Consider the following 25,151-nt stretch of genomic DNA (forward strand, 5'->3'; position numbering starts at 1 on the left):
AACTCTATGAAACTCATCACACAAGGAGGCGTCATGCGACGATCAATCAGTACGACCGAAGATGGCGTGCAGTACCGCGATCTCAACGGAAACGGAGTACTCGATCCGTACGAGGATCCGCGTATAGACGCTGAAACGCGCGCCAAAGACCTTCTCGGACGCCTGTCGATCGAGGAAAAGGTCGGGCTGCTCTTCAACACTGTGATGCATGTAAGCGATCCCGGTGACCACGATACGGCCGGCCCGTTTGGGCCGCAGTCCCCCCGGGATTTCGTGGTTGGGCAATTCATCAACCATTTCAACATCGGGCGCTTTCCTTCGGCGGAACACATGGCCCGGTGGCAGAACGCTATGCAGGAACTGGCCGAGCAAGCTCCCCACGGGATCCCGATCACTTTCGCTACCGATCCACGGCACGGTTTCGCGCAGAACGATGGCATGGTGTTCTCGACGGGTTCGTTCTCACAGTGGCCCGAACCGCTGGGTCTTGCGGCTATCGGTGATACTTCCGTGGTCAGTGACTTCGCCGAGACGGCCCGTAGCGAGTACGTCGCTGTGGGGCTCCGCGCAGCTATCCACCCGCAGATCGATCTGGCCTCGGATCCACGCTGGGCCCGTCAGCTTCAGAGCTTCAGCTCCGACCCCGACGTGACGTCGCTGTACGGTTCACTTCTCATATCCGGGCTGCAGGGCGAGACGCTGTCATCGACAAGCGTCGCCTGTACGGCGAAACACTTCCCCGGAGGCGGCGCCCAGGAAAACGGGGAAGACCCTCACTTCCCTCAAGGGAAAGCCCAGATTTACCCGGGGGGGAATTTTCATGAACACCTCGCGCCGTTCCGCGCGGCCATCGCCGCCGGCACAAGCGCCATCATGCCCTACTACTCGCTCGCGAAAGACCTTGTCATCGACGGCGTCGCGGTGGACGAGGTGGGTTTCGCGTACAACAAGTACCTGATCACGACACTTCTCCGCGAAGAGCTTGGTTTCGATGGTGTGGTACTCACGGACTGGCAGCTGGTCACCGACCTCGAAGTCTTTGGCTTGCCGTTTCCTGCAAAAGCTTGGGGTGTTGAGCATCTCAGTCGTATCGAGCGCGTGGAGAAGCTCTTTGATGCCGGTTCAGATCAGCTTGGTGGCGAGTCCTGCACAGACCTGGTCCTCGAACTGCTGACCAGCGGACGGCTATCCGAGGAGCGCCTGGACGCCTCCGCCCTGAGAGTGTTGCACGTCAAATTCGAACTTGGCCTGTTCGATAATCCGTACGTCGACGAGAACGAAGTTGCGGTCATTGTGGGCTCTGAGTCCTTCCGGACGGCTGGACACCGCGCCCAGGCGGAATCCGTTACGGTCCTTAAGAACCACGGAGTGCTGCCTCTGCGAGCGGATACCCGCGTCTACGTGGAAGGAGTCGACGCAACGGTCGTCGGCGACAGGGTGGTCATCGTCGATGACAAAAAGGACGCCGACGTGGCTCTTATCCGCATCACGGCGCCTTACGAGCCGCGCAACGAGTATTTCCTCGATGCCATGACGCACCAGGGAAGCCTCGACTTCCCGGACGAGGAGATCGAACGGGTGCAGGCAATCGCTGCAGAACTTCCCGTGATCCTGGACATCTATCTTGAGCGGGCCGCAATCCTTACCCCGTTCGATGACATCGCATCGGCCATCACCGCGAATTTCGGTGCATCTGACGCTGCCCTGTTCGATGCGTTGACTGGTGCCATCCCTCCGCGGGGCCGGCTGCCAATCGAGCTCCCTCGCTCCATGTCCGCCGTCGAAGCCTCCCATCCAGACGTACCCAACAACACTGAAGATCCGCTCTACCCCTATGGTGCGGGGCTCAGCCTGACGTGAGTAGCCACATGGACACCCCAGGCGCCGACGTGAATGAAGCAGCCGGAATGAAGGATTCGAGCGAAGTTCTCTGGAACGAGTTCGTTAGTCCTCCGGATTCGGCGCGGCCACGTGCCTGGTGGCACTGGATGGACGGAAATGTGGACCTCGAAGGCATCCGCGCGGACCTTCGCTGGCTCCATTCAGTGGGCGTCCGGGGCGTTCAGGCCTTCGACGGTGCGCTGGGTAATCCGCTTGTTGTGGAAGAGGCTGTGATCCCCGGCACCGAGCCGTGGCGGGAAGCGATTGCCGTTGCCGTGGAGACAGCCCACGGCCTCGGCCTGGACTTCACTGTTGCCACTTCTGCGGGGTGGAGCGCATCGGGAGCTCCGTGGGTGCAAAAGGCTGATGCCATGCGCAAGTTGGTGTGGTCGCAGACTGTGGTCGAAGGCGGTGTACTGGCAAGACTCGACAGGCTTCCCGACGTCGCGGGACCGTATCAGGACATCCCCACGTGGGGAGCCGGGACGCGTGAAGGTTCAGGTGATGCCAAAGACCTCTTCGTCCTTGCCATCCCGTTCCACGACACCCACGATGCTGTGGAGCCGGCGTTTGTCCGCACCTCCGACTCGCCCACTGAAGCGGTGGCCGTTAACCGTGTGACCGCCGTCGAACACTTCCGGTTGACCCGTGACCCGGACAACCACTCGGTGGCCTGGATTGAACAGTCCTTTGCCAGTCCTGTGACCGTGCGTTCCTGCGTCATCGAGCTGCCCGGCCCGCATGGTTTCGGCGCGGCGCCGCCAGCTGCGGCTACGCTGCAGGTCCAAGGCGACGACGGCGATTACGTCACCGTCTGCTCCCTGCCGGCGACACAATGCCCTTCGCGGAGCATGTCTTTTGCCCCGGTCAGCGGCACGCACTTCAGGTTGCGGCTGGAGGCTGACGGGATATCGTCCATCCTGGCGGCGTTCGAGAAAGGGGTGGTGCCCCCGCCGGTATTTCGGCCGCTCAGCGAATATGCCGTCAGTGGATTCGCCCTCTATGAAGCCGGTATGCCCGCGCACAGGGAGGCCAAGAGCGGCTTCGCCACCGCACTCGACTACGACCAGCTTGATACAGACCCATGCGCAGCATTCGCGGCTGTGCCGCTGACCAGCATCCTTGACATCAGCAGTCAGCTGTCGAAAGGAAGGCTGATCAGTCCGCTTCCTGAGGGCAAATGGCGAGTCGTTCGCTTTGGGGCCTCACTTACCGGGCAGACCAACGGCCCGGCCCTCCCCGAAGCAACAGGACTCGAGGTGGACAAACTCGACAGCGAAAGAGTCCGCCGCTACATTGCAACCCACCTGGCCCAGTTCGGTGACGCACCGATCGACGGCCTGCTCAGCGACAGCATTGAGGCCGGACTGCAGAACATCACAGATCGCCTCAGCGACGCCTTCTTCCGTCTTCGGGGTTACGACATGATCCCGTGGATGCTCACCACAGCCGGTTTCCTGGTGGAGGACGCTTCCACCAGCGACCTCTTCCTCGCCGATTTCCGGCGCACACTCGCCGAAGTCTTCGCAGAGTCCTACTACGGCACCTTGTCCGAAGAAGCACGTAAGCGCGGCGCGACCTACTACGCGGAGGCCTTGGAGGACCGCAGGCCGCAGCTTGGCGACGATCTGGCCATGCGCTCGCATGCAGACGTCCCCATGGGGGCCATGTGGACGTTCAGCCCTGGGGCGGGGCCCGCACCCACCTACGTCGCTGACCTCAAAGGTGCCTCGTCCGTGGCACATGCCTACGGGCGCAGCCACACCGGCTCTGAAGCCTTTACTTCGGGGCGCAACCCTTGGTCTGATTCGCCGAAGTCCCTGAAACACGTCGCGGACCTCCAGCTGGCACTCGGTGTGACGCGTTTCTGCATCCATACTTCCCCGCACCAACCCACGCAGGTTCCGCTGCCCGGAATGGCCCTGGCACCCTCGCTCGGCCAATCCTTCAGCCGCAATGAGACCTGGGCGTCCACTGCCAAGCCATGGGTGGACTATCTGGCCCGGTGCTCTCATCTTCTTTCCCTTGGCCGTCCAGCAGTGGATATCGCCTACTTCATCGGCGAGGAAGCGCCGGTCACCGCGCTTTTCGGCAACGCATGCAACGACGACGTTCCCGCTGACTACGACTACGACTACATCGGCCCGGATGCGCTTGGTACCGTCTTGAACGTTCAGGCGGGCGAGCTGCAGGCCGGCACATCCCGATACAGGCTGCTCTATCTGGGCGGTGCCAGCCAGAGGATGAGCACGGCAGCCCTCGAAGCCATTCTGCGATTGGTGGAGCAGGGCGCAACCGTCGTGGGCGAACGTCCAACGGCACGGCGTTCACAGGCTGACGACAACCAGCAACATCAACGTCTCTGCGACTTGATCTGGGGCAATCGACCAACGGGCACCGTTTTCGCCACCTCCGATCTGGCAGCCGTGCTTCGGGGGCATTTCCCACCACGAATCATCGTGGGGGACTCACGGGTCCGGCGGATCGCCCGGTGGGTGGACGGCGATCAGCCCCTGCTTTTTATCGCCAACCCTGTCAACGAAACGCTGCGCACCACCGTGACGCTGCCGACCATGCACGGCGGATTCGTTGCCTGGGACCCGGTGACACTGCAACGGCATGCCCTGGTACCCGCGGAGGGTGGCGATGGCTTGGACGTGCGACTTCCCCCTTACGGTTCGCTCTTTATTCTCAGGGGCGAGGCGGATCGACTTCCCGACAAGGAGTGGTTGACCGAAGTTGCCGGTGAATGGACACTCACCATCCCGGGCTCCGATCCGCTGCAGCTAACCCACGCCACCCATTGGACCGACCCGGAAATCGGGGCCGAGCACTTCTCCGGAACGGCGACCTACGTGGCTGAGATCCAGCTCGACGGCCCCGAGCTGCCGCACGCAATACAATTCGCCGATATTGCTGATGTCGCAAGGATCAGCGTCAACGGTGTGGAGGCGGGAATCCTCTGGACTGCGCCATACCGGGTGTCCACCAGCGCACTGAGGCCAGGACGGAACCGGATCGAAGTCAGTGTCACCAATCCGTGGCGCAACCGGCTGATTGGTGAAGGCCGCAGCACCACCGGCACGCTCTACCCACCCATGACGGGCGTCTTCACCGACGCAGCCGCAATCCTGCCGGCAGGATTGTTGGGGCCACTGAGCCTGGTCCATCACCGCCGCCCGTCTACTCCACCATTGAAAGGACTGGATGTATGAACCACCAATCGACGACCGCCGCTGTGAGCCAGGAGGGGCAGCGACGGTCCGACCTCGGCGATGGAACATACCTGAACCCGGTGTTTGCGGGGGACCACCCGGACCCGGCCATCCTGCGTGACGGGGATGATTACTACTTGACCTTCTCGTCGTTTGAGTCCACGCCCGGACTCATCATCTGGCACTCACGGGATCTTTTGAACTGGCAACCGCTCGGGCCCGCCCTCTCCACGCCCATCGGCTGCGTGTTTGCCGTCGACATGTGCAAAGTGGACGGCCGGTACTTTATTTACATACCGATCATCCCCACCGCCATCTCACCGGACCCAACTGCGCCTGTGCTGACCTATGTCATCCATGCCGAGAACATGGCGGGACCTTGGAGTGAGCCCATCAATCTGGGCATCGAAGGGCATATCGATCCAGGGCACGCGGTGGGAGAGGACGGCAGCCGCTATCTGTTCCTCAGCGGAGTCAGCCGCGTCCGGCTCACCGACGACGGACTGGCTACGGACGGACCAGTGGAGCACGTCTACGACGGCTGGCGCTACCCCGATGACTGGGTGGTTGAGGCCTACGCACTGGAGGGGCCCAAGCTCACCCGCCGCGGCGAATGGTTTTATCTCACGACGGCGGTTGGCGGCACCTCCGGTCCGCCCACCGGGCACATGGTCGTTGTCGCCCGGTCCCGCTCCATTGACGGACCGTGGGAGGACTGTCCCCGCAATCCCATCATCAGGACATGGAACGCGGACGAACCATGGTGGAGCAAGGGCCATGCCACCTTGTTTGAGGGCCCCAACGGCCAATGGTGGAGCATCTATCACGGCTACGAAAACGGGTTCGCCACGCTGGGCCGGCAAACGCTCCTGGAACCCATCGAATGGGACGGGGACGGCTGGCCAAGGGCAGTCGGGCAGGACCTTTCGGCGCCGCTGCCGGCACCCCTGCCCGCTGCGTCCCAGGCAGCCAATCAGTTCCATGGCTTGCCGTTGTCAGACAATTTTTCAACTGAGCGCTTTGGAACCCAATGGTCGTTCCACGCCCCGTCCCGAAACGAGTATCTTCGGGCGTCCTTTGACGCCGGGCTGGTCCTGCAGGCCCGGGGATCGGGCCCGTCGGACAGCTCACCGTTGACGTGCATCGTTGGCGACCGGCGATATGAGATCACCGTGGAGATGGAGGTCCGCGACGGTGCCCAAGGCGGGCTGCTGCTGTACTACAGCGACCGCTTGTTCTGCGGCATGGGCCACGACGGTGACCGCATGACCAGCTACCGCGCCGGCAGGGCCATCCCGTACTGGCGTGAAGCTGCGCCTGCGGCCCGGACAATGCATTTGCGCATTGTCAACGACAACCACATAGTCACCCAGTACTACAGCCTGAACGGGACCGACTGGACCAGGCATGGATTGCGTTTCAACGTGGCGGGCTACAACACAAATACGGCTGACGAACTCCTCAGCCTGCGCCCGGCACTGTTTGCAGCCGGAACAGGGGAAGTGCGGTTCCGGAACTTCACCTACCGAGCGTTTAAGGACTGAGCGGGGCCTTTGCTCTAGTGCCCGCGGAGTTCAACCGCCTGCCCAGGGCCTGCACGGTGAGTGCAGGCCCTGGGCACTGCCAGGCTTAGTTGCCGCGCTGTTCGAATTCCAGGTCAAGCTCTTCGTGGCGAGAGTCGGTTTCCGGGTTTGTTTCGCCATCAGTGACGATTTCATGGTCCAGTTGCCGTTGAACCTGGCTATCGAGAACCTGCAAATTTTTGTCTTTCATTTTTCCCAGGTCCTCAGGAAAAACGTCGGCAGGAGTGATCCGCAGGTTTTCTTTCATGGCAGGCCTTTCTACAGCAGCACTCCACAGATTGGGACGCTCGCGATTGGTGAAGTCTACGTGCTGGCAGGCTCCGGCCGGAAGCGTTTGCCTGCAGAACCTACCGGCAGGCTCCTGGATCAGCCCGAGGCCTGGATCTCCCTAGGGACGGAATGCTTGCGTGGCCTGTTCCGGGCGGGGACCCGGGTTACAGCCTCGTGGCGTGGACCCGGGCATTTCAAATGCTCCCGATACCGTCCACGGTCATTCGAACCACAACGCCGGCTTCCAACGGCGGGGGAGTCCTGGCACCGTTGCGTCCCCCGGGGCCCGGCGAGGCAGCCCGCTGCCGCGCGTCCCCGCAAGGTGGCGGGCGGCCCGTTCCGAGCTGTTGACAGACGGGAAGTAACGCGGGTAACCTAAGTCACATGCCCGGCAGGTAACGCGCGTTACCAACAGCGTTGCCTCCGGGCTGCCAGACAATGAGGCGCTGGCAACATCCCTGCATCAACCAAGAGCACCCGGAGTATTCAATGGCGAAAACCACCCCCGACGAGTCCGTTCCTGTGCGGCAGCGGGGAGTCACCATGAAGGACGTCGCCAACCACGCCGGCGTTTCCCGGACTGCAGTCTCATTTGTCCTGAGTAACCGCGAAAACGCCAGTATTTCCGAAGAAACCCGCGCCCGCATTAGCGACGCCGTGCAGGAACTGGGCTACCGCCCTAATGCCGGCGCCCGTGCGCTGGCAGCACGGCGCAGCGACTGGTACGGAATCGTGACGGAGATCGTCACGGCACCCTTCGCCGTCGACATCATTAAAGGCGCCCAGGACCAGGCCTGGCTTGACCGCAGGTTCCTGCTCATCGCGCCCTCCGACCAGGCCGATGCCGTAGGACCCAACGACGGACTGGAAGATGCTGCAACTGAAAAGCTGCTGGAACAACGAGTGGAGGGACTTCTCTACGCAGCCACCTTTCACCGGGGTGTCCACGTCCCGGAAAGCGCCAAGGAAGTACCCACCGTCCTGATCAATTGCTTTGACGCGGACGGAAAGTTGCCGTCGATCGTCCCCGACGAGCGTGCCGGTGGCCGCGTCGCCGTCGAACGCCTGCTCCAGGCCGGCCACACCCGGATTGGAGTGATCAACCTCGACCCGGACATTCCCGCCGCAGTGGGGCGATTGGAGGGTGCCCGCGAAGCACTCGCACTTGCCGGACTGGAGTTGGACCCGGAACTGGTGGTGTCCGGATACGCAACGGCCGATGGTGGCTACGAAGCCGCGTGCCGGATCCTGGACCGGTACCCACCGGCTGACCGGCCCACCGCACTGTTCTGTCTCAATGACCGAATGGCGATGGGTGCTTACGACGCCATCAAGGAACGGGGCTTGACCATCCCCGGCGACATCGCCGTGATCGGCTTCGACAACCAGGAACTCATTGCGGCCTACCTGCGGCCAAAACTGACCACGGTTGCGTTGCCCTTCGAAAAAATGGGGGCCCTGGGCGTCCAAACGCTCGCTGCCCTTACAGCCGGACAGCCGATTCTTGCCAACCAGCAATTGGTCGGCTGTCCGCTGCTAGAACGCTCTTCGGTCTGACCGCGAAATCAACGTCGAAGAGCAAACCCTTACCCACCCCTTCACTTTGCTGATGAAGATAGGAAAGAGACAACCATCATGACACAACCCCGATACTTCCGGGCTGCCCGGATGACGGCAGCAAGCCTTGCTATGGGCGCGATGCTTCTCACCGGCTGCACCGCCAACGTTGGCAAAACAGGCACCTCCGACGCCGAAGCGAACGCCAGCGCGTTCCTCACCATTCCACGCGAGGACATGGGTACGTTCGTGCAGAACTTCAACCCGTTCGCCCCCACGGTCAACCCGATGGTTCAGCAGTCCATCTACGAATCGCTCCTGATCTTCAACCCGGCAAAGGGAGAAACAGTGCCGTGGCTGGCCACCGAGTGGAAGGCAGCAGAGGACGGCAAATCAGTAACGTTCACGCTTCGTGACGGGGTCAAGTGGTCCGACGGGCAGCCTCTCGTGGCTGACGACGTTGCGTTCACTTTCGAACTTCAGAAGAAGATCAAGGGCGGCTTTGAGTACCTGGACACCGTGACCGCCGAGGGGAATAACGTCACGTTCAACTTCAACAAGCCCTGGTCGCCGGCTCTCCATGACGTGGGCCAACTGATCATTCTGCCAAAGCACATCTGGTCTGCTTTGCCGGACCCGGAAAAGGACGCAAACGCCAAGCCGGTGGGTACCGGACCCTACACCGAGGTGGATACGTTCCAGGCCCAATCCTTCGTCCTGAAGAAGAACCCCAACTACTGGCAGCCTGGGAAGCAGAAGATTGCCGGCATCAAGATGCTCGCTTTCGCAGGGAACGACGGCGCCAACCTTGCCGCAGCAAACGGGGACGTTGACTGGGCTCCGCAGTACATCCCCAACATTGAGAAGACGTTTGTTTCCAAGGACAAGGAGCACCGCCAGTACTGGTTCCCTGCCACCGGCGCCATGATCAACTGGCAGCTCAATACCACCAAAGCGCCGTTCAATGATCTTGACGTCCGCAAGGCACTGAGCATGGCCGTGGACCGCGACCAGGTCACCAAAATCGGCATGAGCGGCTACGCCAAGCCGGCGGACTGCACCGGCCTCTCCGGCAACTATGAAACCTGGAAGAACAGCCAGGTCAAGGACAACTGCACGTGGACCAACCACGAGGTGCAAAAAGCCAACGACCTGCTGGACAAGGCAGGCTACCCCAAGGGTGCCGACGGGAAGCGCACGCTCAAGGACGGCAAACCCTTCGAATTCAAGATCTCAGTGGGTGCGACGTCCTCTGATTGGCTGTCCGTGGCCAACGTGATCGCGCAGAACCTGGCCGAGGTGGGCGTCACTGCCAAGGTGGAGTCCCCTGACTGGGCTGCAGTGGTGGCCGGGTACGAGACCGGCGACTTCGACTCCGGCATCGTCTGGAGCGCCAACGATCCCAGCCCCTACAAGTACTTCAACACCTCCATGGGCAGCGCCACGGTCAAGCCGGTAGGCACCAAAACGTTTGATAACTACCACCGCTTCGGCGACACGAAAGCCGATGCGCTGTTGGCCGACTTCGCAGCTGAAGCTGACGAAGCCAAACAAAAGGACATCGCCAACAAGCTCCAGGAAGAGTACAACGACGCCGCACCGCTCGTGCCGCTGTTCTCAGGCCCGGAATGGGGCGCCTTCAACGACACCCGATTCACCGGATGGCCCACCGAGGACAACCCGTACGCCACCCTCTCCGTCCGGTCACCTACAACGGTGCTCGTCCTGACCACCCTGGAACCGCGCAAGTAGTCCCCACCGCCGCCCTAACCTCGCTGCGCTTCGGCCAGGGAACCCGGGCGGCGTGGGCCCAACCACCGCCGCCCTAACCTCGCTGCGCTTCGGCCAGGGAACCCGGGCGGCGTGGGCCCAACCACCGCCGCCCCCTTACCGCACGCCCGGCAGAACACCCGTTGATCCTGGCCCATACTGCCGGGCGTGCCCCACCTTTACGCAATTCCCGAATGGAGGGAAACCGTGCGCTTCATCCTGCGCCGCCTGGGTTTCTACCTGATCGCCTTCATGGCATCCATCACCTTGAATTTTATGCTCCCGCGGTTCATGCCGGGGGACCCCGTGTCCCGCATGTTCGCCCGTTCCCAGGACCGGATGCAGCCCGAACAGATCGAGGCCCTGCGCAAGTTGCTGGGTGTTGACGATCGGCCCATCTGGGAGCAATACATCGACTACCTGCACAACGTCTTCACCGGGCAGATGGGTGTTTCCATCTCCCGTTTCCCCACCCCGGTCACCGAGGTCATCTCATCCCAAATTGGCTGGACACTCCTGCTGGGGGGAACCGCGCTGGTGATTGCCGCCGTCGTGGGTAACCTGCTGGGAATTCTGGCCGCCTGGCGGCGCGGCGGAACGATCGACTCCGCGCTCCCGCCGCTGCTGGTTTTTATTGGCTCATTTCCGTACTTCTGGCTTGCGATGGGTGCGCTGTACCTGTTCGGCGTGGTGTTGGACTGGTTCCCGATCCGGCATGCATTCACGGACGGTCTGGAGCCTGCCTTCACCTGGGAATTCATCGGCGACGTCGGTGCGCACCTGGTGCTGCCGGCGCTGACGATTGTCTTGGTCTCGATCGGCGGCTGGATGCTCGGTATGCGCAACACCATGATCGCCACCAACTCCGAGGATTACATCACCATGGCTGAAGCCAAGGGCCTCCGCCCGGGCCGCATCATGCTCCGCTACGCCGCCCGCAACGCCATGCTTCCCTCCGTAACGAGCTTCGGCATGGGCCTTGGATTCGTTGTGGGTGGTGCGCTGCTCACTGAAGTGGTGTTCGCCTACCCCGGAGTCGGTTACCAGCTCCTTAACGCCGTCCAAGGGCTCGACTATCCACTGATGCAGGGCCTGTTCCTGACCATCACTGCCGCTGTTCTGCTGGCCAACTTCCTGGTGGACATCCTGTACGTCCGCCTCGACCCGCGCGTGCGCAGCAACTAGAGGACCGATCATGACAACCGCACTCCTGAAGCAGCCCACGCCAACACCAGCTGCCCGCAAACCAAACCGTAGCTTCATCCACGGCCTCACCAGCAACAAAAAAGCGCTGACGGGGATGGCCGTGATGGTCATCTTCGTTGCCCTGGCCTTGCTGGCGCCGGTGCTGTTTCCGGGCGACCCGTCCAGGATCACCGCATTGGCGTCCCTGGAACCATCGGCTGAGCACTGGCTTGGCACCACGGCCAAAGGACAGGACGTCCTCGCGCTGACTGTCCACGGCTCACGCAGTTCGTTGTTCGTGGGACTGACCGTGGGCTTGCTGTCCACCTTCATCGGAATCCTGGTGGGACTTGCCTCGGCTTACTTCGGCAAGTTCATTGACGAAGCGCTGTCCCTGGTCACCAACGTGTTCCTGCTACTGCCCGGATTGCCGCTGCTGGTCATCCTGGCTGCCTTCCTTCCGCCTGGCCTGGGCACCGTGATCCTGGTCCTGGTGGTCACAGGGTGGGCCGGCTCAGCACGCGTCCTACGCTCACAAGCCTTGTCCATCCGCTCCAAGGACTTTGTCGCCGCTGCCGTGGTCTCCGGCGAACGGGCCGGCCGGATCATGTTCCGCGAGATCCTGCCCAACATGGCCTCAATCGTCATGGGCACCCTGCTGGCCTGCGTGATTTACGGTATCGGCGCCCAAGCGGGCCTTGAGTTCCTGGGCCTGGGCGATGTCAGCACCGTCTCCTGGGGCAACAACCTGTTCTGGGCCGGCAACGAAGGTGCACTGCTGACGGGCAGTTGGTGGGTCTTCGTCCCCTCAGGCCTGTGCATCGCGCTGGTTGCCTTCGCCCTTGCCCTCATCAACTACGCCGTGGACGAGGTCACCAACCCGCGGCTCCGGAAGATCAAAATTCCGAAAGACACCGAAAGGAGCGCTGCCAAGTGACAATCTCCCAAGTTTCCTTCGGCTCCCACGAACCCGTCCTGGACGTCAAGGACCTCACCGTCAAATACATCGGCGACACCCGCTCCACCACCGCCGTCGACCGCGTTTCCTTCAGCATCGGCACCGGCGAGGTGTTCGGGCTCGCGGGAGAGTCCGGCTGTGGGAAGTCCACTATCGCCAACTCGATCATGAGGCTCCTGAATGATCCAGCGAAGATCGCAGGCGGCAGCATTTCCTTCGGCGGCAAGGATGTCCTGGCCATGAGCCCTGAGGAGTTGCGGCGCTTCCGCTGGCAGGACGTGGCGATGGTCTTCCAGTCAGCCATGAACTCGCTCAATCCGGTGCTGACCATCGGCGAGCAGATCGTGGACATCTTCACCACCCACGCCGGCTACTCCCGCAAGGAATCGCTGCGGCGTGCCGGTGAACTGCTGGAACTCGTCAGGATCGACCCCGCACGCCTCAGGTCGTATCCGCACCAACTCTCGGGCGGTATGCGTCAACGTGCCGTGATTGCCATGGCAGTGGCACTCAAGCCCTCACTGTTGATCCTGGATGAACCCACCACCGCGCTGGACGTGGTGGTGCAGCAGGAGATCATGGCGCAAATCAAGGAGCTCCAGCGCGAGCTCGGCTTCTCCGTCCTCTTCATCACGCACGACATGTCCCTCATGGTGGAACTCTCGCACCGCATGGCAGTGATGTACGGCGGGCGGATCGTGGAAACCGCGAAGGCCCAGGACGTTTACGCCACCCCCCGACACCCCTACACCCAGGCGCTGATGGGCGCTTTTCCGCCCCTCACCGGTCCCCGGGTTCCGCTGACGGGCCTGCCCGACGGCGTGAAATTCCGCAACATCCCGGACCTCAGCGAGGTGTCACCCGGCCACTTCGTGGCACCGTTCGGTGCCGATGCTCCGGTTATTGAGTCCGCAAACCTGGAAGGAGCCACGCCATGAGCCACTCCGTCACGACCCGGCAGCCGGGAACCACTTCCGGCGGTCCGGCCTTGGAAATCCGGGGCCTGGGCAAGTCGTTCGCCGTTGGGGGGCTCTTCTCCCGCGATTCTGTCCGCGCCTTGCACGGCGTCGATCTGTCCATTGGCCGGGGCGAAATCGTAGCCCTCGTGGGGGAGTCCGGTTCCGGCAAAAGCACCCTGGCCCGCTGTGTCGCCAGACTCGAAAAGCCGAGCTCCGGGGAGATCCTCATTGACGGCGTCGATGTGCTTAGGCGGGATCGTTTCCAAGCATCCCGGGCCTTCCGGTCCCAGCTGCAGATGGTTTTCCAGGACCCCTTCGGTTCATTGAACCCGGCGCACAGGGTCGAGCACTTCCTCCGGCGTTCCTTGGCGATCCACGGCAAGACCGGCGGCACGGAGAAGGAGACTCGGCAGCGGCTCGAAAAGCTTATGACCACTGTTGGCCTGGATGCCGACATGCTGAACTCGTACCCGCACGAGCTCTCCGGCGGCCAGCGCCAACGCATTGCGATTGCCCGGGCACTAGCCGTTGAACCGCAGGTCATCCTGGCCGATGAGCCGACGTCCATGCTGGACGTTTCCGTTCGGATCGGCGTGCTGAACCTGATGCGCAAGCTCCGCGATGAGCAAGGTATCTCCATGCTCTACATCACCCACGACCTCGCATCCGCACGGTACCTGGCGGACCGTACAGCGGTGATGTTTGCCGGTGAACTGGTTGAGGAAGGCGAGTCTTTGGACCTCCTGGCCACCCCGGCGCACCCGTACACGCAGCTCCTTGTTTCGGCCGTGCCGGATCCCTCCCGGGCAGGCTCGTACGATCCCGTCCGCCGGGCTGAACTGCGGCAGGCTGTTATGGCCTCGACGCACTGCGCGTTCGACGGTGACCCGAACCAGGCCTGCTCGGCCGAAGAACCAGTCCGCCACCGGGTGGGCAACCCCGAAAACCGCCACTGGGTGCGCTGCCACCTCTATCGCCCGTGGGCTGCTGCCGGCGGCCATGCCCTGGCGAGTGAACCGATCCAACCCGGCCACCCGGCGTCGAACGCTCAAGAAGAGGCCTCCGCATGACTGAACTGACCCACCCGCTCGCCACCACTCCGCAGGATGAGTTGGTGGCCCGCGCGGAAGCCGATCCGCTGCGGCCGCGCTTCCACTTTGTCTCACCGGCCGGTTGGCTCAACGATCCCAACGGGGTCAGCCAATGGAACGGCACCTACCACCTCTTCTATCAGTACAACCCCGAGGGCGCTTTCCACCACCGCATCCAATGGGGTCACGCCACCAGCACCGACCTGGTCACCTGGAGTGACCAGCCCGTCGCCTTGGAACCTTCCGCAGGACCGGACGCCGAGGGCTGTTGGTCCGGGGTGCTGGTTAACGACGGCGGCACTCCCACCTTGGTGTACTCCGGCCGGTTCGCGGACAAGGAGTTGCCCTGCGTCGCCGTTGGAACCCCTGACCTGCTGGACTGGACCAAAGATCCCGGGAATCCGGTCATTGGCGCCCCGCCCGCCGGCGTAAACACCACCGCGTTTCGGGATCATTGCGTCTGGCAAGAGGGAAGCAAATGGCGGCAGCTGGTGGGTTCAGGAATCCGGCACGCCGGCGGCACGGCCTTCCTGTATGAATCTTCGGACCTGCGGTCCTGGGACTACCTCGGACCCCTGTTCATCGGGGATGCCTCCCAGGGAGATCCCGCGGACTCTGACTGGACCGGAACCATGTGGGAATGCGTTGACCTGTTCCGTGCAGGGCAGGGCTCGCTGGGGTCTGCACCTGCCGACGACTCACCAGATGTGCTGGTCTTCTCCGCGTGGAATGACGGCGAAACCCGGCACCCGCTGTATTGGACCGGACGGTATGCCGGCGACGCCTTTGAACCGGATTCGCTGCACCGTTTGGACTACGGAGGCCGCTTCTTCTATGCACCGCAGTCCTTCCAGGATGAGTCCGGCCGGCGTGTCATGTTTGGCTGGATGCAGGAAGGCCGCAGTGACGCAGCGATGGTGGAAGCCGGCTGGTCCGGGGTCATGAGCCTGCCGCGGGTCACCACGTTGGCGAACGACGGAACCCTCGAGTTCGAACCCGTTCGCGAAATTGAGAAGCTGCGCCGGAAGCATGCCGGTGTGCCTGCCCAGGTGCTGGTGGCCGGGACATCAATGGATACCGGTGTGTCGGGCAACCAGCTGGACCTTGAGCTGGACGTGCAGCTTGCTGCCGGTGCAGAGCTGCGGCTCGGACTGCTTGGAACCGCGGAGGGTGCTGAGGAGACGGTGATCGTTCTTAGCCGGTCCGCTGACGGCACCCCCACCGGCCTGCTGCATCTCGACCGTACCCGCAGCAGCCTCGACCCCGCCGTCGATCTGGTGGAAAAGTCCGGCGCCATTCCGATGACCGACGGTCGGGTCCGCCTGCGCGTCCTGGTGGACCGGTCCGCCGTCGAAATTTTCGCCAACGGCAAGCCGCTCACGGCCCGTGTCTATCCCACCCTGGGCGGCGAGCGCGTGAGACTGGCCGCCAGTGAAGGCTCGGTGCGGCTCCTTTCCCTGGACGCCTGGACCATGGCTGAGGTGTTTACGGAGACCCGTAGGCTCCTGCCGGAACGGAAGTGAAACCCATGGAAAACTCTTCAGTCTCTCGCCGCGGACTTCTGACGGGCGCCGGTGCGGTTGCGTTGGGTGGGTCCATCGCGCTGTCCAATCCTGCGTCCGCGGCAGGCAGCCCGTCGAAAGGACCATCCAGAATGCGCCCCGTCTATCACTTCAGCGTGGCCGACAACTGGAAGAACGATCCCCAACGGCCCATCTACCTGGATGGCGAGTACCACTACTACTACTTGTACAACGCCGACTACATCACTGGCGGCGGCGGCACGTCATGGCGCCGTGCCACCACCACCGATCACGTTGCCTTCCGGGACCGCGGTGTCTCGATACCGAAATTCAGCAACAACAACGGCGACTGCTGGTCCGGATGCCTGGTGGTGGATGAGCGAAACACCTCCGGATACGGAGCGGGTGCGGTCATCGCCTTGGTTACCCAAGCGCCGGAAGGGCGCCAGGCCCAGTATCTTTGGTACTCAACGGACCGGGGACGCTCATTTCAGCCGGGCGGCACGGAGCCGGTGCTGCCCAACCCTGGTTTGCACGATTTCCGCGATCCCAAGGTGATCTGGGATGAGGACCGGCAGCGGTGGTTCATGGCCAACGCGGAGGGGCAGAAGCTGGGTTTCTACGCCTCACCTGACCTGCGGTCCTGGCAGCGTGTTGGCGAATTTGTCCGGAGCGACCTGGGGCTTCTGGAATGCCCTGACCTCTTTCTGATGACCGCCGACGACGGCACCCCGCATTGGGTCCTGGGCACCAGTGCGAACGGCAAAGGCCGCGGACTGCCCGCGACGTATGCCTACTGGACGGGGGTTTTTGACGGCAGTTCCTTCACGCCCGACCATCCCGAACCGGAATGGCTCGATTACGGCTTCGACTTCTACGGCGCGGTGACCTACCCACATCACGATGCATCGGGAGCTGTAGACCCTGGCCTCCGACGGGCCATCGGATGGGCGAACTTCTGGGACTACCCTCACAACACGCCAACCCTGGCAACTGACGGTTACAACGGCGATGACATGATCGTGCGCGATGTCCGGCTCAAGCGTGGGACCGGTGCCTATTACCTCACCTCCGCGCCCACGTCTGCGCTGGGTAACCACGTGAAGCGCACGCATCGTCTGGGCGATCTGGCGGTTACGGGTACAAAGGATCTGAAGGTCCGGTCGCTGGCATATGACCTGTCGTGCGAGGTGGTGTGGGACCCAGCCGCACCACCGGCCAATCTCGGTCTTGAGGTGTGCCGCGCCCCGGGTGGCGGCCGGCATGTCGCCGCAGGCGCCTACCTGCGTGGCCCGTTCACGTACGTCAACCGTGGCCCCACGATCAACCCCACTGCCGGCGAAACCCAAACCGCGGTGGACCCCTCCGCAGGCCGCCTCGCTCTTCGTATCCTCGTGGATCGCACCAGCGTGGAGATGTTCGTCGGAGATGGACGCGTGGTGCACTCGCACCGGGTCTTCCCCCTTGAAGGCGATGACGGTATCCGGCTGTACGCCCATGAAGGAGCGGCCTTGTTCCGCGACCTGACCATCCGTGAGATCGCGGTCTCACCGTAGCCCGCTCCTGCCTGGAGTGCACAAGGCCGGACTGTAAAACCTAAGGCAGGGCCCGCCGGTGTGGCGGCCCTGCCTCAGGTGCACGGGGTTTGCGCTTTTGCGCCCGTCTCTCGGGCTACCTGTTGCGATGGTGTGCAAGGCGCAATCCCCACGCCGGCCGATCGTTGATGCCGGCAGTCTTCATGGCCTTGCGGCCTACATGATGCCGGTTGGTACCAGCAAGGCCCAGGCAAGTGCGGGTGCTACCAGGACTACTCCGCCGGCGTACATCATCAGCTGCTTGTAAACGCGCTGGCGGTCGTCTTCGCGGGCGTTGGCGACCACCAGGGCACCGTCGGTGGAGAAGGGCGATACATCCACGACAGTCGCGGCGATGGCGAGGGCAGCCACTGTCCCCGAGGCGCTCAGTGAGCTGGTTGCCAGGAGGGGACCAGCCAAGGGGATGAAGGCCGTCAGCAGTGCGGTGGATGATGCGAAGGCTGAGCCGACACCGATGACGTAGCAGAGCACGAGGGCGATGAGGAGCGGTGCTCCAAGGGCCAGGGCCTGCTCGGCGAGGGTATCGATGACCCCGACGTGCTGGAGCAGGGAGACGTAGGTGATCATCCCTGCGACGAGCAGCACAGTTGACCAGGAGACTCCGCCGATGAAGGTCTGGTGTTCCTTGATGTTGACCAGTGCCAGCAGGAGTCCTGCTGAGAGGGCGACAAAGCCGATCGGCATGTGGAAGCCCAAAGCGCAGACGAGCATGGCCACGATGAGTCCCAACGTGAGGATTTGCTGGCAGCGTGGCCGGGTGGTGCGGGTCTCAAGGTCGGCGTGCTGGCCGGCAGCGCCGTCGCGAAGCTTACCCAGGAGGGCGAACACCACTACCGTCAGCACGGACAGGATCAGATTCAGGGCAAAGCTCGCTCCGAAAAGCGCGCCTTGGGAGATCGGAAAGCCGTTCTTCACCGCGATGTCATGGACCAGGACGCCTGCCACGGACAGCGGCGAGAAGCCGCCGGCGTGAGCTCCGTTGATGATGAAAGCGCCCATGAGCACGGGGTGGATGCGCGATTCGTAGGCCAGTCCGATGGCGGCGGGGGCCAGGAGTGCGACGGCGGCAGGGGAGAAGGTTCCAAGCGCGGTGAGCGATGCTGCCAGAAGGAAGAATACCCACGGCAGAAGCATTGTCTTGCCCCGCACCAGCCGCACACAGTTCTGGACGATGATGTCGATGGTCCCGTTCCTCTGGGCCATGCTGAAGAAGTACGTGACTCCGATGATCGTGATCACGATATTGGCGGGGAAGTCGGCAAGGATTTCCTTGTCGGTCATGCCGAGCATGAAGTAGCCGACGCCGAAGGAGGCCACGAGTCCCATGACGCCGATGTTCAAGGGCCACTTGGTGGCGACAACGAACATCACCACGAGGATTACCAGCGGGATGATCTGGGTGGCGGTCATGGTCGGCTCCGATTCCGGGGTGGCCGCCGGGTTGAAGAGGGCACCCCCGAACAGGATGGCGACCAGGCCCAGAATGGCAGAAGCGGCAACCGTTACCAGCAGGATACGGCGGCGGTTGTTGGGCTGCTGGGAACGTTCTTCCCGGATGTCGCTCTCAGCCTCGGGAGCTGGTTTGAAAATAGTCTTAGCCATGGTGTTTTCTCCTCATCGAGTGGCTGTTGCTAGTGAGGCTTCGACGGCGTTGCCGAGAGTCTCCGGAAGGTGGATGATGCTGGAGGCGATGGTGCGCGCCGTCCGGTCGACGCCGACCAGCAGGGATCCGTCTTGTTCCTCGCTCCAGGTTTCGATGACGCCCGCGGGCGTCCTGAGCTTCAGAACTGCTATGGATGTGTTGCCGGTGATGGTGTTCAGCACGGTGCCCGGCGTACGGGCAGCGAGCGTCAACGCGATGCTGCCGGTGATCGCCAGTGCGGGATGCGGTTTCCCCATGGAGAGCATCATGACGTTTACGTCACCTGCGGCGTCAGGCCCTTCGGGCGGGCCGACGATTGCAAGTTTGGGAACAGCCCGCGCGGCCTGGGCGGGAGTTGCTGCCATTCCCATCCGGACCGCAGCCTGGCGGCGTATTACGTCCAGTGTGTCGAGTTGAAGTTCAACTTCGGCTTTCCATGTGTCGTAGCGGGCAGTATCCAGGCCAAGTTCCTCAGCCCGCACCATGACTACGGGTGCGCCGGCGTCCACCATGGAAACCGTCCAGCGGGTTCCGCCGGCAACGATCGTGTCAGATGCCGAGCCCGTGGGCAGCAGTTGTCCGGTGGTCTTGCCGGCCGGATTCTGGAAGCCGAGCCCCACTCTGTAGCCGGGAAACACAACGCCGGGCATCTGTGCGTCCGGGACGATCGGCAGGGCGCCGGCGGGTGTTGAAACCCGCTGAATGATGATCTGTCCCGTGTTGGTGTTCCGCGTGACGATCCGCGTGGAGTCGCCGGAAGGAACTACCCACCCTTTCTCGATGGCATAAAGACCCACAACCGCCGAGCAGTTTCCGCAGTTGCTGCCCCAGTCAACAGATGCTTCTTCGATGCCCACCTGGGCGAAAGTGAATTCGACATCCACTTCCTTGTCCGCCGGGCGGCTTAGGAGCATTGCCTTGCTGGTGGTTGAAGTGGCCCCGCCTACGCCGTCGATCTGCCGGGAATCCGGGCTTCCGAAGAGTCGGGGCAGGAGATCGTCCAGATTGGCGTTGGCCCTGTCCAGGTCTTCGGTTTCAAAGACCCAGCACTTGCTGGTGCCTCCGCGCATCCATTCGGCTTCGATCTTCATTGTGCTTCCCTGCCTCTCGTGGCATCCTGCAAATTTTGCGGCCTGTTACGAGGATGATGCGAATCACATATGAAGACAATGTTGGATATATGAAGGGGAGTGTAGGGATGCTTCACTCATTGCTGCGGCAGGACGAGGCGGAGCTGAAGAATTGCCTGGTCCCGGATTATCACCCTCCGGCAGGCACCGGGAATCGCAGTCCTGCGTAGAATGAACAAAATACGGGGAAGGCTGAAGCAATGCTTAACGATGAGAACATGGATTTATTTGATATTCGGCGGCTCGCCCTCCTGGTGGAGGTGGTTGAGCAAGGATCCATCACGGCGGCGGCTGACATCATGATGTACTCACCGTCTGCCGTCTCCCAGCAGTTGCGGAAGTTGGAGCAGGAAGTAGGGCAGCCCCTCCTCAATCGCCGATCCCGCGGGGTGGTTCCCACGGAGGCCGGTCAGGTGCTGGCTGGACACGCACGGAGGATCGTAGGACAGATGCGTGCGGCCCGGTCCGACTTGGGTCAGATTGCCGGGTTGGGCCGGGGCTCGTTGACCGTGGGTACGTTTCCCACGTTGGCCGGTTCATTTTTGCCGCTGGTGATCCGCGCATTCAAGAAGCGCTACCCGGCAATTGGCCTGTCTGTGCGCAGCGCCCGCTTCGATGAACTGGTTTCGGACCTGGAGTCCGGAGTGACTGGACTGTGCCTGCTCTGGGATTACCCTTGGAACCGCTTCAACGACGAATCCATTCGGATCACGGAGGTGTTCCAGGAGAGCACGGTGGTCCTTGTGGCCAAGGGGCACCCCTTGGCGGATCGTGATGAAGTGTCCATGAAAGACCTCCGAAAGGAGTCGTGGATAGTCCGTGCAGAGGCGCACCCTGTGGTTGAGGTACTTCAACGATCCGCCCACGACGCCGGCTTTGAGCCGAATATCGGGTTCCTGGCCAACGATTACCAAGAGGCTCAAGCCATGGTCAGCGTGGGCATGGGTGTGGCGATGGTCCCCAAAACAGCAGTGGCCTTGCAGCATCCCGATGTCAGGGTCCTAAGCCTCGGCGCTGACGCCCCCCTGCGCCGGGTTCTTCTGGCCCAACGCCAAGACAAGGTATACGCACCCGCCGAGGTAGCTTTCCATTCAACCCTTCTGGAGATCGCCCGTGAACGTGGCAGTGATTATCTCTGAGCTGATGGTTAGGCCGCCAGCGGGTAAGCGCCAATCCCGGCTGGCCCGCTGTATGACTGTCCGGGCATTGCCGCACGTAAATACCCGCCGTCAGGCTTCGAGTTGAACGACTTCCTTGGTGTCGAGGATCTGCGTCCGTGGCTCGCCCCCGAAGGCGGGCCCTGCGGCCCCGGAACTCCAGATCTGTCTCATCGACGCCAGGAGGCGTTCGGCTTGGGAGACCGTCGGGAACTCAAGGTCGATCAGAACATACCGGGGGTTATCGACGGGCTGGTAAATGGAGTACCTCTGCACGCCTGCTTTGCCTCGCCCGGCCGGGTCCCGGTCGAACGCGGCCTTCCATGTCGCGAAGTCGTGAGTGCGGTGTTCAATCCTGAGAATAGGCATGTCCCGTACTTTCTCGTTGGGGTGTGCCCTGAGCGTAGGGTTCGTCGCTCTCGGTAACCATCCCAACTTTCTGGGATCTTTCTTCCAGCGGGCAGCTGCAATCTCAAGGCGGAGGAACGGGGCTTTTTGGGCGTACTGTCGAGATATGGTCACGCAACTGACACTGGCCAACGTTCGGGAGCGAATAGAGTCCATCAGCGCAGTGCCTTCAGATGCCAGAACGTTCCGAACTGACGCGCTTCGCGAATTGCATCGTGCTCTCGACTTCGATGCCCACGTTTGGCTGCTCACGGATCCGGTGACCACAGTCGGTTCTGACCCGCACGCGGATGTCCCGGCATTCGGTCAGCTGCCGTCCCTTATCAAGTTTAAGTACCTAACCAAGGTCAATCGATGGACTGATTTGATCACCCGCCGGGTGGCGGCGGCGTCGCTGCTCGAGGCGACGGGTGCAGAGCTAGCGGAAAGCCTTCTCTGGACGGAAATGCTGCAAAATTACCGGGTCAAGGATGTGGCCTCGATCGTGATGGCAGACAGCCATGGTTGCTGGGGTTTTCTTGACCTATGGCGAACGAGTCCAAAGGCATTCGGCAGCCATGAACTCGCGTTTCTGAGTGATCTCGCGCCGTCGCTGACACGAGCGCTTCGGATGCGGCAGGCGGGTACATTTTCGACGATTCCGCCGGCGCTGCGCCTCGGAAGAGGGCCCGTAGTCCTTATTCTCAGCGAGAACCTCGAAGTGGTCAGCCAGACCGGGGCGGCCGGAGAGTGGCTTCGAACACTCCTGCCAACTGCCGGCACCCTGCCGCCGGTGCCCGCGAGTGTCTACAATGCTGCAGCGCAGTTACTTGCGGTTGAACAGGATGTCGACTCGCACGAGGCCAGCGCGCGTGTGCATCTCATGGAGGGCACGTGGATCACCGTTCGCGCCGCAAGAATGGGTTCGCAGATAGCTGTGACTCTGGAGGCTGCCGCTCCCGACGAGCGGCTTGAGGTCTACGCCCTGGCCTACGGTATGACCCCACGCGAGGCGGAGCTCCTGGGAATGCTTGTAGCGGGAAGCGACACGAAAACGATTGCCGCGGCGATGACGCTTTCAGAGTTGACCGTGCAAGACCACCTCAAAACCATTTTCGCGAAATCACGCACGCACAATCGCCGATCCCTGCTGGCGCAGATCGTCGGCACTCGCGTGGGCGCAGCAAGGACCGAACAACGAGATTGAGCAGATCGACGCCGGCGGACGGCGGCTAAGCGCTGATCACGGGGTGGCACGCATTCCGGCTTTGGCTCCTTCTGTGAGCCCCTGTAGGCGTTGCTTTTGATGATCCCCGCCCCATAAGAGCACTGCCGTGATGCCCGTCCACACGATGGCTGCAAGGAACACGAGGCCAATGGCCGATATCGAATCCATCGTGCCAGTCTAGGCCGAAACCTCGCATACTAAGCAAACTTAGTACATGTTCGGGGGAGTCAGCGCCGAGTGCCCTCACAAGCCGTCGCATGTGGAGGTGGTCAGCCGTCAGAATGTTTCCATGGAGTGGAAACGCGCGAAAGACTGGTTCATCGGTGCTGTGTGTATGGTTTTGATGCTCGGCGTCGCAGCCGTAATCCTCTGGTGGGTGGTGAGTTCCCCGGCCGGCGGGAGCCAGTCCGGGCCCGAAACGTCGCCGTCCAAGGGCTCGGCACATCAGCCAGGCAGGGAGGCGCCCGCAGGCCTGCGGGAGGATGACGTGTGGTTCTCCGATCTTGCGCTTGACGCGGGGACCGTAGTGACCGCCGGTTCGACGCTCAGGGATGTCGAAGCCGTGGGGCAGGGCGTTGTTACCGGCCCGGATGGGCTGGTTGCTGACCGGCTCGATGTCGACGCGACCGTCCCGTTCGAGGTCGTCGCCGGGGAACTCGGGGATGGCACAGTGGTTCGCGCCGCCGACGACGGGCAGGCCACGGTGGTCCGCGACGTTGAGGTCCTCGGCCGGGAAGTGCGGGTCGTTGCAACGGGCACTGTCGAGGTGAAGGCCGGAAGGATCGTTGTTGAGCCACGCTCCATCGACGTTGGCGGGCCGGACTTTCTCTCCGCCGCTACGGCTGCCGTCGTGCGAAGGCTCGTCACAATCGAACACAACATCGAGGGCCTGCCGGATGGGCTCGGGCTCCAAGACGTTGTTGTCCAGAGCGACGGCTTCCGCGCAACTCTCCGGGGTGACGACGTCAGGCTCACCCCATAGCAACACCCACCCCCTCGGCCTCCCGGCTTTCGCGCCGTTCAGTACGAACGGAGGTCCGCCTCCCCATGGGGAGACGGACCTCCGGTGTGGTGCCGGGCTGACCGGCGCTGGCCAAGGAGCGCAGAGTTAGCGGTCGTTGCGCCGTTCGGTGGAGCTGTCGTCGTCGAGTTCGATTTCTTCTTTGCGTACTTCCTCGGTGACGTTGTGCTGTTCGGTCACGGTGTCCTTTTCGAGCCGCACGCGTTCGACGGGCACGGTTTCCTTTTCCACGACGGGGCGCTCTTCGTGGAGTATGACTTCGTGTTCTTCCTCGCTGATGGCCGGGCCGGCCTTGGCATCTCCAACGTTGGCATCGGTGATGGGCTCGCGTTCGAGGCGAACCTCTTCGCGCTGCACGGGAACTGTAGTGGTCACATTCTCCGTGACAACATATTTGCGCAGTCGTGCCCGGCCGGTTTCTTCCGTGCGGGTGCCAACGTGCAGCTGCTCTTCGGAGCGGGTCATGGCATCGTCGGTGGTAGGGCCGGAGGTGTCATGCCCCACGGTGCCGCGGTCAGCGGTACCGGCGTCGGTGTCGGTGTCGGTGCCGGTGCCGGTGCTGGTGCGGGCATCGGTATTGGTGCCGGTGTACCCTGCGCCCGAGGGGAGCTCGTAATAGCTGTAGAGCTCGTCTTCTTCCTGGGGTGTCAGATGCCCGTCAGGTGCAACGTTCGGGGCTTCCTTGACCTTGTCCTTGGTGTACGGGACAACAAGGTCGTGTCCCTCCTGGGAGGCGGACTGGAGGGGGACAAAGGATTCATTGCTTCCAAAAAACCGGTCTTAACAGTCACCCAGGTGGGTTCGTTGGTTTCATCGTCGGCGTAGATCTGACCGATGGAGCCGATTTTCCCGCCGTCGGATCCGATGACGTTACCTCCGGCGGAGCTGAGGGAAGCAAGGTTCTCACTGCTGATCATGTTGTTCTCCTTGTTGTACTTCGGATAGAAAACGGACCATCGGAGGTCCGTTTCCGGGGCGGTCGAGGTGTTTTTGGCGCGC

General features: G+C 62.5%; 18 protein-coding genes and 1 pseudogene. 14 read left to right on the forward strand and 5 right to left on the reverse strand.

Annotated elements, in window-relative coordinates:
• Positions 1–33: 33 nt before the first annotated feature.
• From ACRB8A_RS08455 to ACRB8A_RS08465, 3 genes are read left to right on the forward strand one after another with little or no spacing between them, the layout of a single operon-like run.
• Entirely contained in the window at positions 34–1,860 is a 1,827-nt protein-coding gene (locus ACRB8A_RS08455; RefSeq protein WP_056601108.1) for a glycoside hydrolase family 3 protein, read from the forward strand.
• An 8-nt stretch (positions 1,861–1,868) separates the two neighbouring features.
• The gene (locus ACRB8A_RS08460) at positions 1,869–5,096 is read left to right on the forward strand and encodes a glycosyl hydrolase (protein ID WP_432245960.1); all 3,228 of its coding nucleotides are present in this window, start codon (positions 1,869–1,871) and stop codon (positions 5,094–5,096) included.
• On the forward strand, positions 5,093–6,640 hold the full coding sequence (locus ACRB8A_RS08465; protein WP_056601107.1) for a family 43 glycosylhydrolase: 1,548 nt from the start codon (positions 5,093–5,095) through the stop codon (positions 6,638–6,640). Before ACRB8A_RS08460 ends, ACRB8A_RS08465 begins: the two co-directional genes overlap by 4 nt.
• A gap of 85 nt (positions 6,641–6,725) precedes the next feature.
• Here ACRB8A_RS08465 and ACRB8A_RS08470 read toward each other — a convergent pair whose 3' ends face one another.
• On the reverse strand, positions 6,726–6,926 hold the full coding sequence (locus ACRB8A_RS08470) for a hypothetical protein (protein ID WP_050684313.1): 201 nt from the start codon (positions 6,924–6,926) through the stop codon (positions 6,726–6,728).
• 512 nt (positions 6,927–7,438) lie between these two features.
• Here ACRB8A_RS08470 and ACRB8A_RS08475 point away from each other — a divergent pair.
• The 8 genes from ACRB8A_RS08475 to ACRB8A_RS08510 all read left to right on the forward strand — a co-directional run bounded on the left by ACRB8A_RS08475 (position 7,439) and on the right by ACRB8A_RS08510 (position 17,548).
• Positions 7,439–8,506, forward strand: a complete 1,068-nt coding sequence (locus tag ACRB8A_RS08475) for a LacI family DNA-binding transcriptional regulator (RefSeq protein ID WP_056601106.1) — start codon at positions 7,439–7,441, stop codon at positions 8,504–8,506.
• 78 nt (positions 8,507–8,584) lie between these two features.
• Positions 8,585–10,258, forward strand: coding sequence for an ABC transporter substrate-binding protein (locus tag ACRB8A_RS08480; protein WP_285241646.1), 1,674 nt, complete (start codon positions 8,585–8,587; stop codon positions 10,256–10,258).
• A gap of 225 nt (positions 10,259–10,483) precedes the next feature.
• Positions 10,484–11,461: an ABC transporter permease gene (locus tag ACRB8A_RS08485; RefSeq protein ID WP_050684316.1), complete on the forward strand. Its 978-nt coding sequence runs from the start codon at positions 10,484–10,486 to the stop codon at positions 11,459–11,461.
• A gap of 10 nt (positions 11,462–11,471) precedes the next feature.
• Positions 11,472–12,398 (forward strand): ABC transporter permease, encoded by a 927-nt coding sequence (locus ACRB8A_RS08490; protein WP_432245961.1) that lies wholly within the window; start codon positions 11,472–11,474, stop codon positions 12,396–12,398.
• On the forward strand, positions 12,395–13,357 hold the full coding sequence (locus ACRB8A_RS08495) for an ABC transporter ATP-binding protein (protein ID WP_432245962.1): 963 nt from the start codon (positions 12,395–12,397) through the stop codon (positions 13,355–13,357). The genes ACRB8A_RS08490 and ACRB8A_RS08495 overlap by 4 nt, the downstream gene beginning before the upstream one ends.
• Positions 13,354–14,448: an ATP-binding cassette domain-containing protein gene (locus tag ACRB8A_RS08500; protein WP_432245963.1), complete on the forward strand. Its 1,095-nt coding sequence runs from the start codon at positions 13,354–13,356 to the stop codon at positions 14,446–14,448. Before ACRB8A_RS08495 ends, ACRB8A_RS08500 begins: the two co-directional genes overlap by 4 nt.
• A complete protein-coding gene (locus ACRB8A_RS08505; RefSeq protein ID WP_432245964.1) occupies positions 14,445–15,992 on the forward strand; it encodes a glycoside hydrolase family 32 protein in 1,548 nt (515 codons plus the stop codon). Before ACRB8A_RS08500 ends, ACRB8A_RS08505 begins: the two co-directional genes overlap by 4 nt.
• Positions 15,993–16,123: 131 nt before the next feature.
• Positions 16,124–17,548 carry a glycoside hydrolase family 32 protein gene (locus ACRB8A_RS08510; RefSeq protein ID WP_432245965.1) on the forward strand — a complete coding sequence of 475 codons (1,425 nt, stop codon included), beginning with the start codon at positions 16,124–16,126 and terminating at the stop codon, positions 17,546–17,548.
• A gap of 195 nt (positions 17,549–17,743) precedes the next feature.
• Here ACRB8A_RS08510 and ACRB8A_RS08515 read toward each other — a convergent pair whose 3' ends face one another.
• Together ACRB8A_RS08515 and ACRB8A_RS08520 are read right to left on the reverse strand one after the other, a co-directional pair.
• Positions 17,744–19,189 (reverse strand): SLC13 family permease, encoded by a 1,446-nt coding sequence (locus ACRB8A_RS08515; RefSeq protein WP_432245966.1) that lies wholly within the window; start codon positions 19,187–19,189, stop codon positions 17,744–17,746.
• Positions 19,190–19,201: 12 nt separating this feature from the next.
• A complete protein-coding gene (locus ACRB8A_RS08520) occupies positions 19,202–20,320 on the reverse strand; it encodes a PrpF domain-containing protein (protein WP_050684323.1) in 1,119 nt (372 codons plus the stop codon).
• A gap of 239 nt (positions 20,321–20,559) precedes the next feature.
• Here ACRB8A_RS08520 and ACRB8A_RS08525 point away from each other — a divergent pair, with 239 nt between their 5' ends.
• Positions 20,560–21,498: a LysR family transcriptional regulator gene (locus ACRB8A_RS08525; RefSeq protein ID WP_050684324.1), complete on the forward strand. Its 939-nt coding sequence runs from the start codon at positions 20,560–20,562 to the stop codon at positions 21,496–21,498.
• 90 nt (positions 21,499–21,588) lie between these two features.
• On the opposite strand, the gene ACRB8A_RS08530 is transcribed toward ACRB8A_RS08525, so the two are convergent.
• The gene (locus tag ACRB8A_RS08530; protein WP_050684325.1) at positions 21,589–21,885 is read right to left on the reverse strand and encodes a hypothetical protein; all 297 of its coding nucleotides are present in this window, start codon (positions 21,883–21,885) and stop codon (positions 21,589–21,591) included.
• 145 nt (positions 21,886–22,030) lie between these two features.
• Between ACRB8A_RS08530 and ACRB8A_RS08535 the strand changes: the two genes are divergently transcribed.
• Complete coding sequence (locus tag ACRB8A_RS08535; RefSeq protein ID WP_056601094.1) at positions 22,031–23,110, forward strand: helix-turn-helix transcriptional regulator; 1,080 nt, start codon at positions 22,031–22,033, stop codon at positions 23,108–23,110.
• Positions 23,111–23,420: 310 nt separating this feature from the next.
• On the forward strand, positions 23,421–24,113 hold the full coding sequence (locus tag ACRB8A_RS08540) for an LmeA family phospholipid-binding protein (protein WP_056601164.1): 693 nt from the start codon (positions 23,421–23,423) through the stop codon (positions 24,111–24,113).
• Positions 24,114–24,239: 126 nt separating this feature from the next.
• On the opposite strand, the pseudogene ACRB8A_RS08545 reads toward ACRB8A_RS08540, so the two are convergent.
• Positions 24,240–25,069: pseudogene (locus ACRB8A_RS08545) on the reverse strand (DUF2382 domain-containing protein).
• Positions 25,070–25,151: the final 82 nt, after the last annotated feature.

It is taken from the genome of Arthrobacter sp. G.S.26 (assembly GCF_050847375.1).
In the GTDB taxonomy this organism is placed as follows: Bacteria; Actinomycetota; Actinomycetes; order Actinomycetales; family Micrococcaceae; genus Arthrobacter.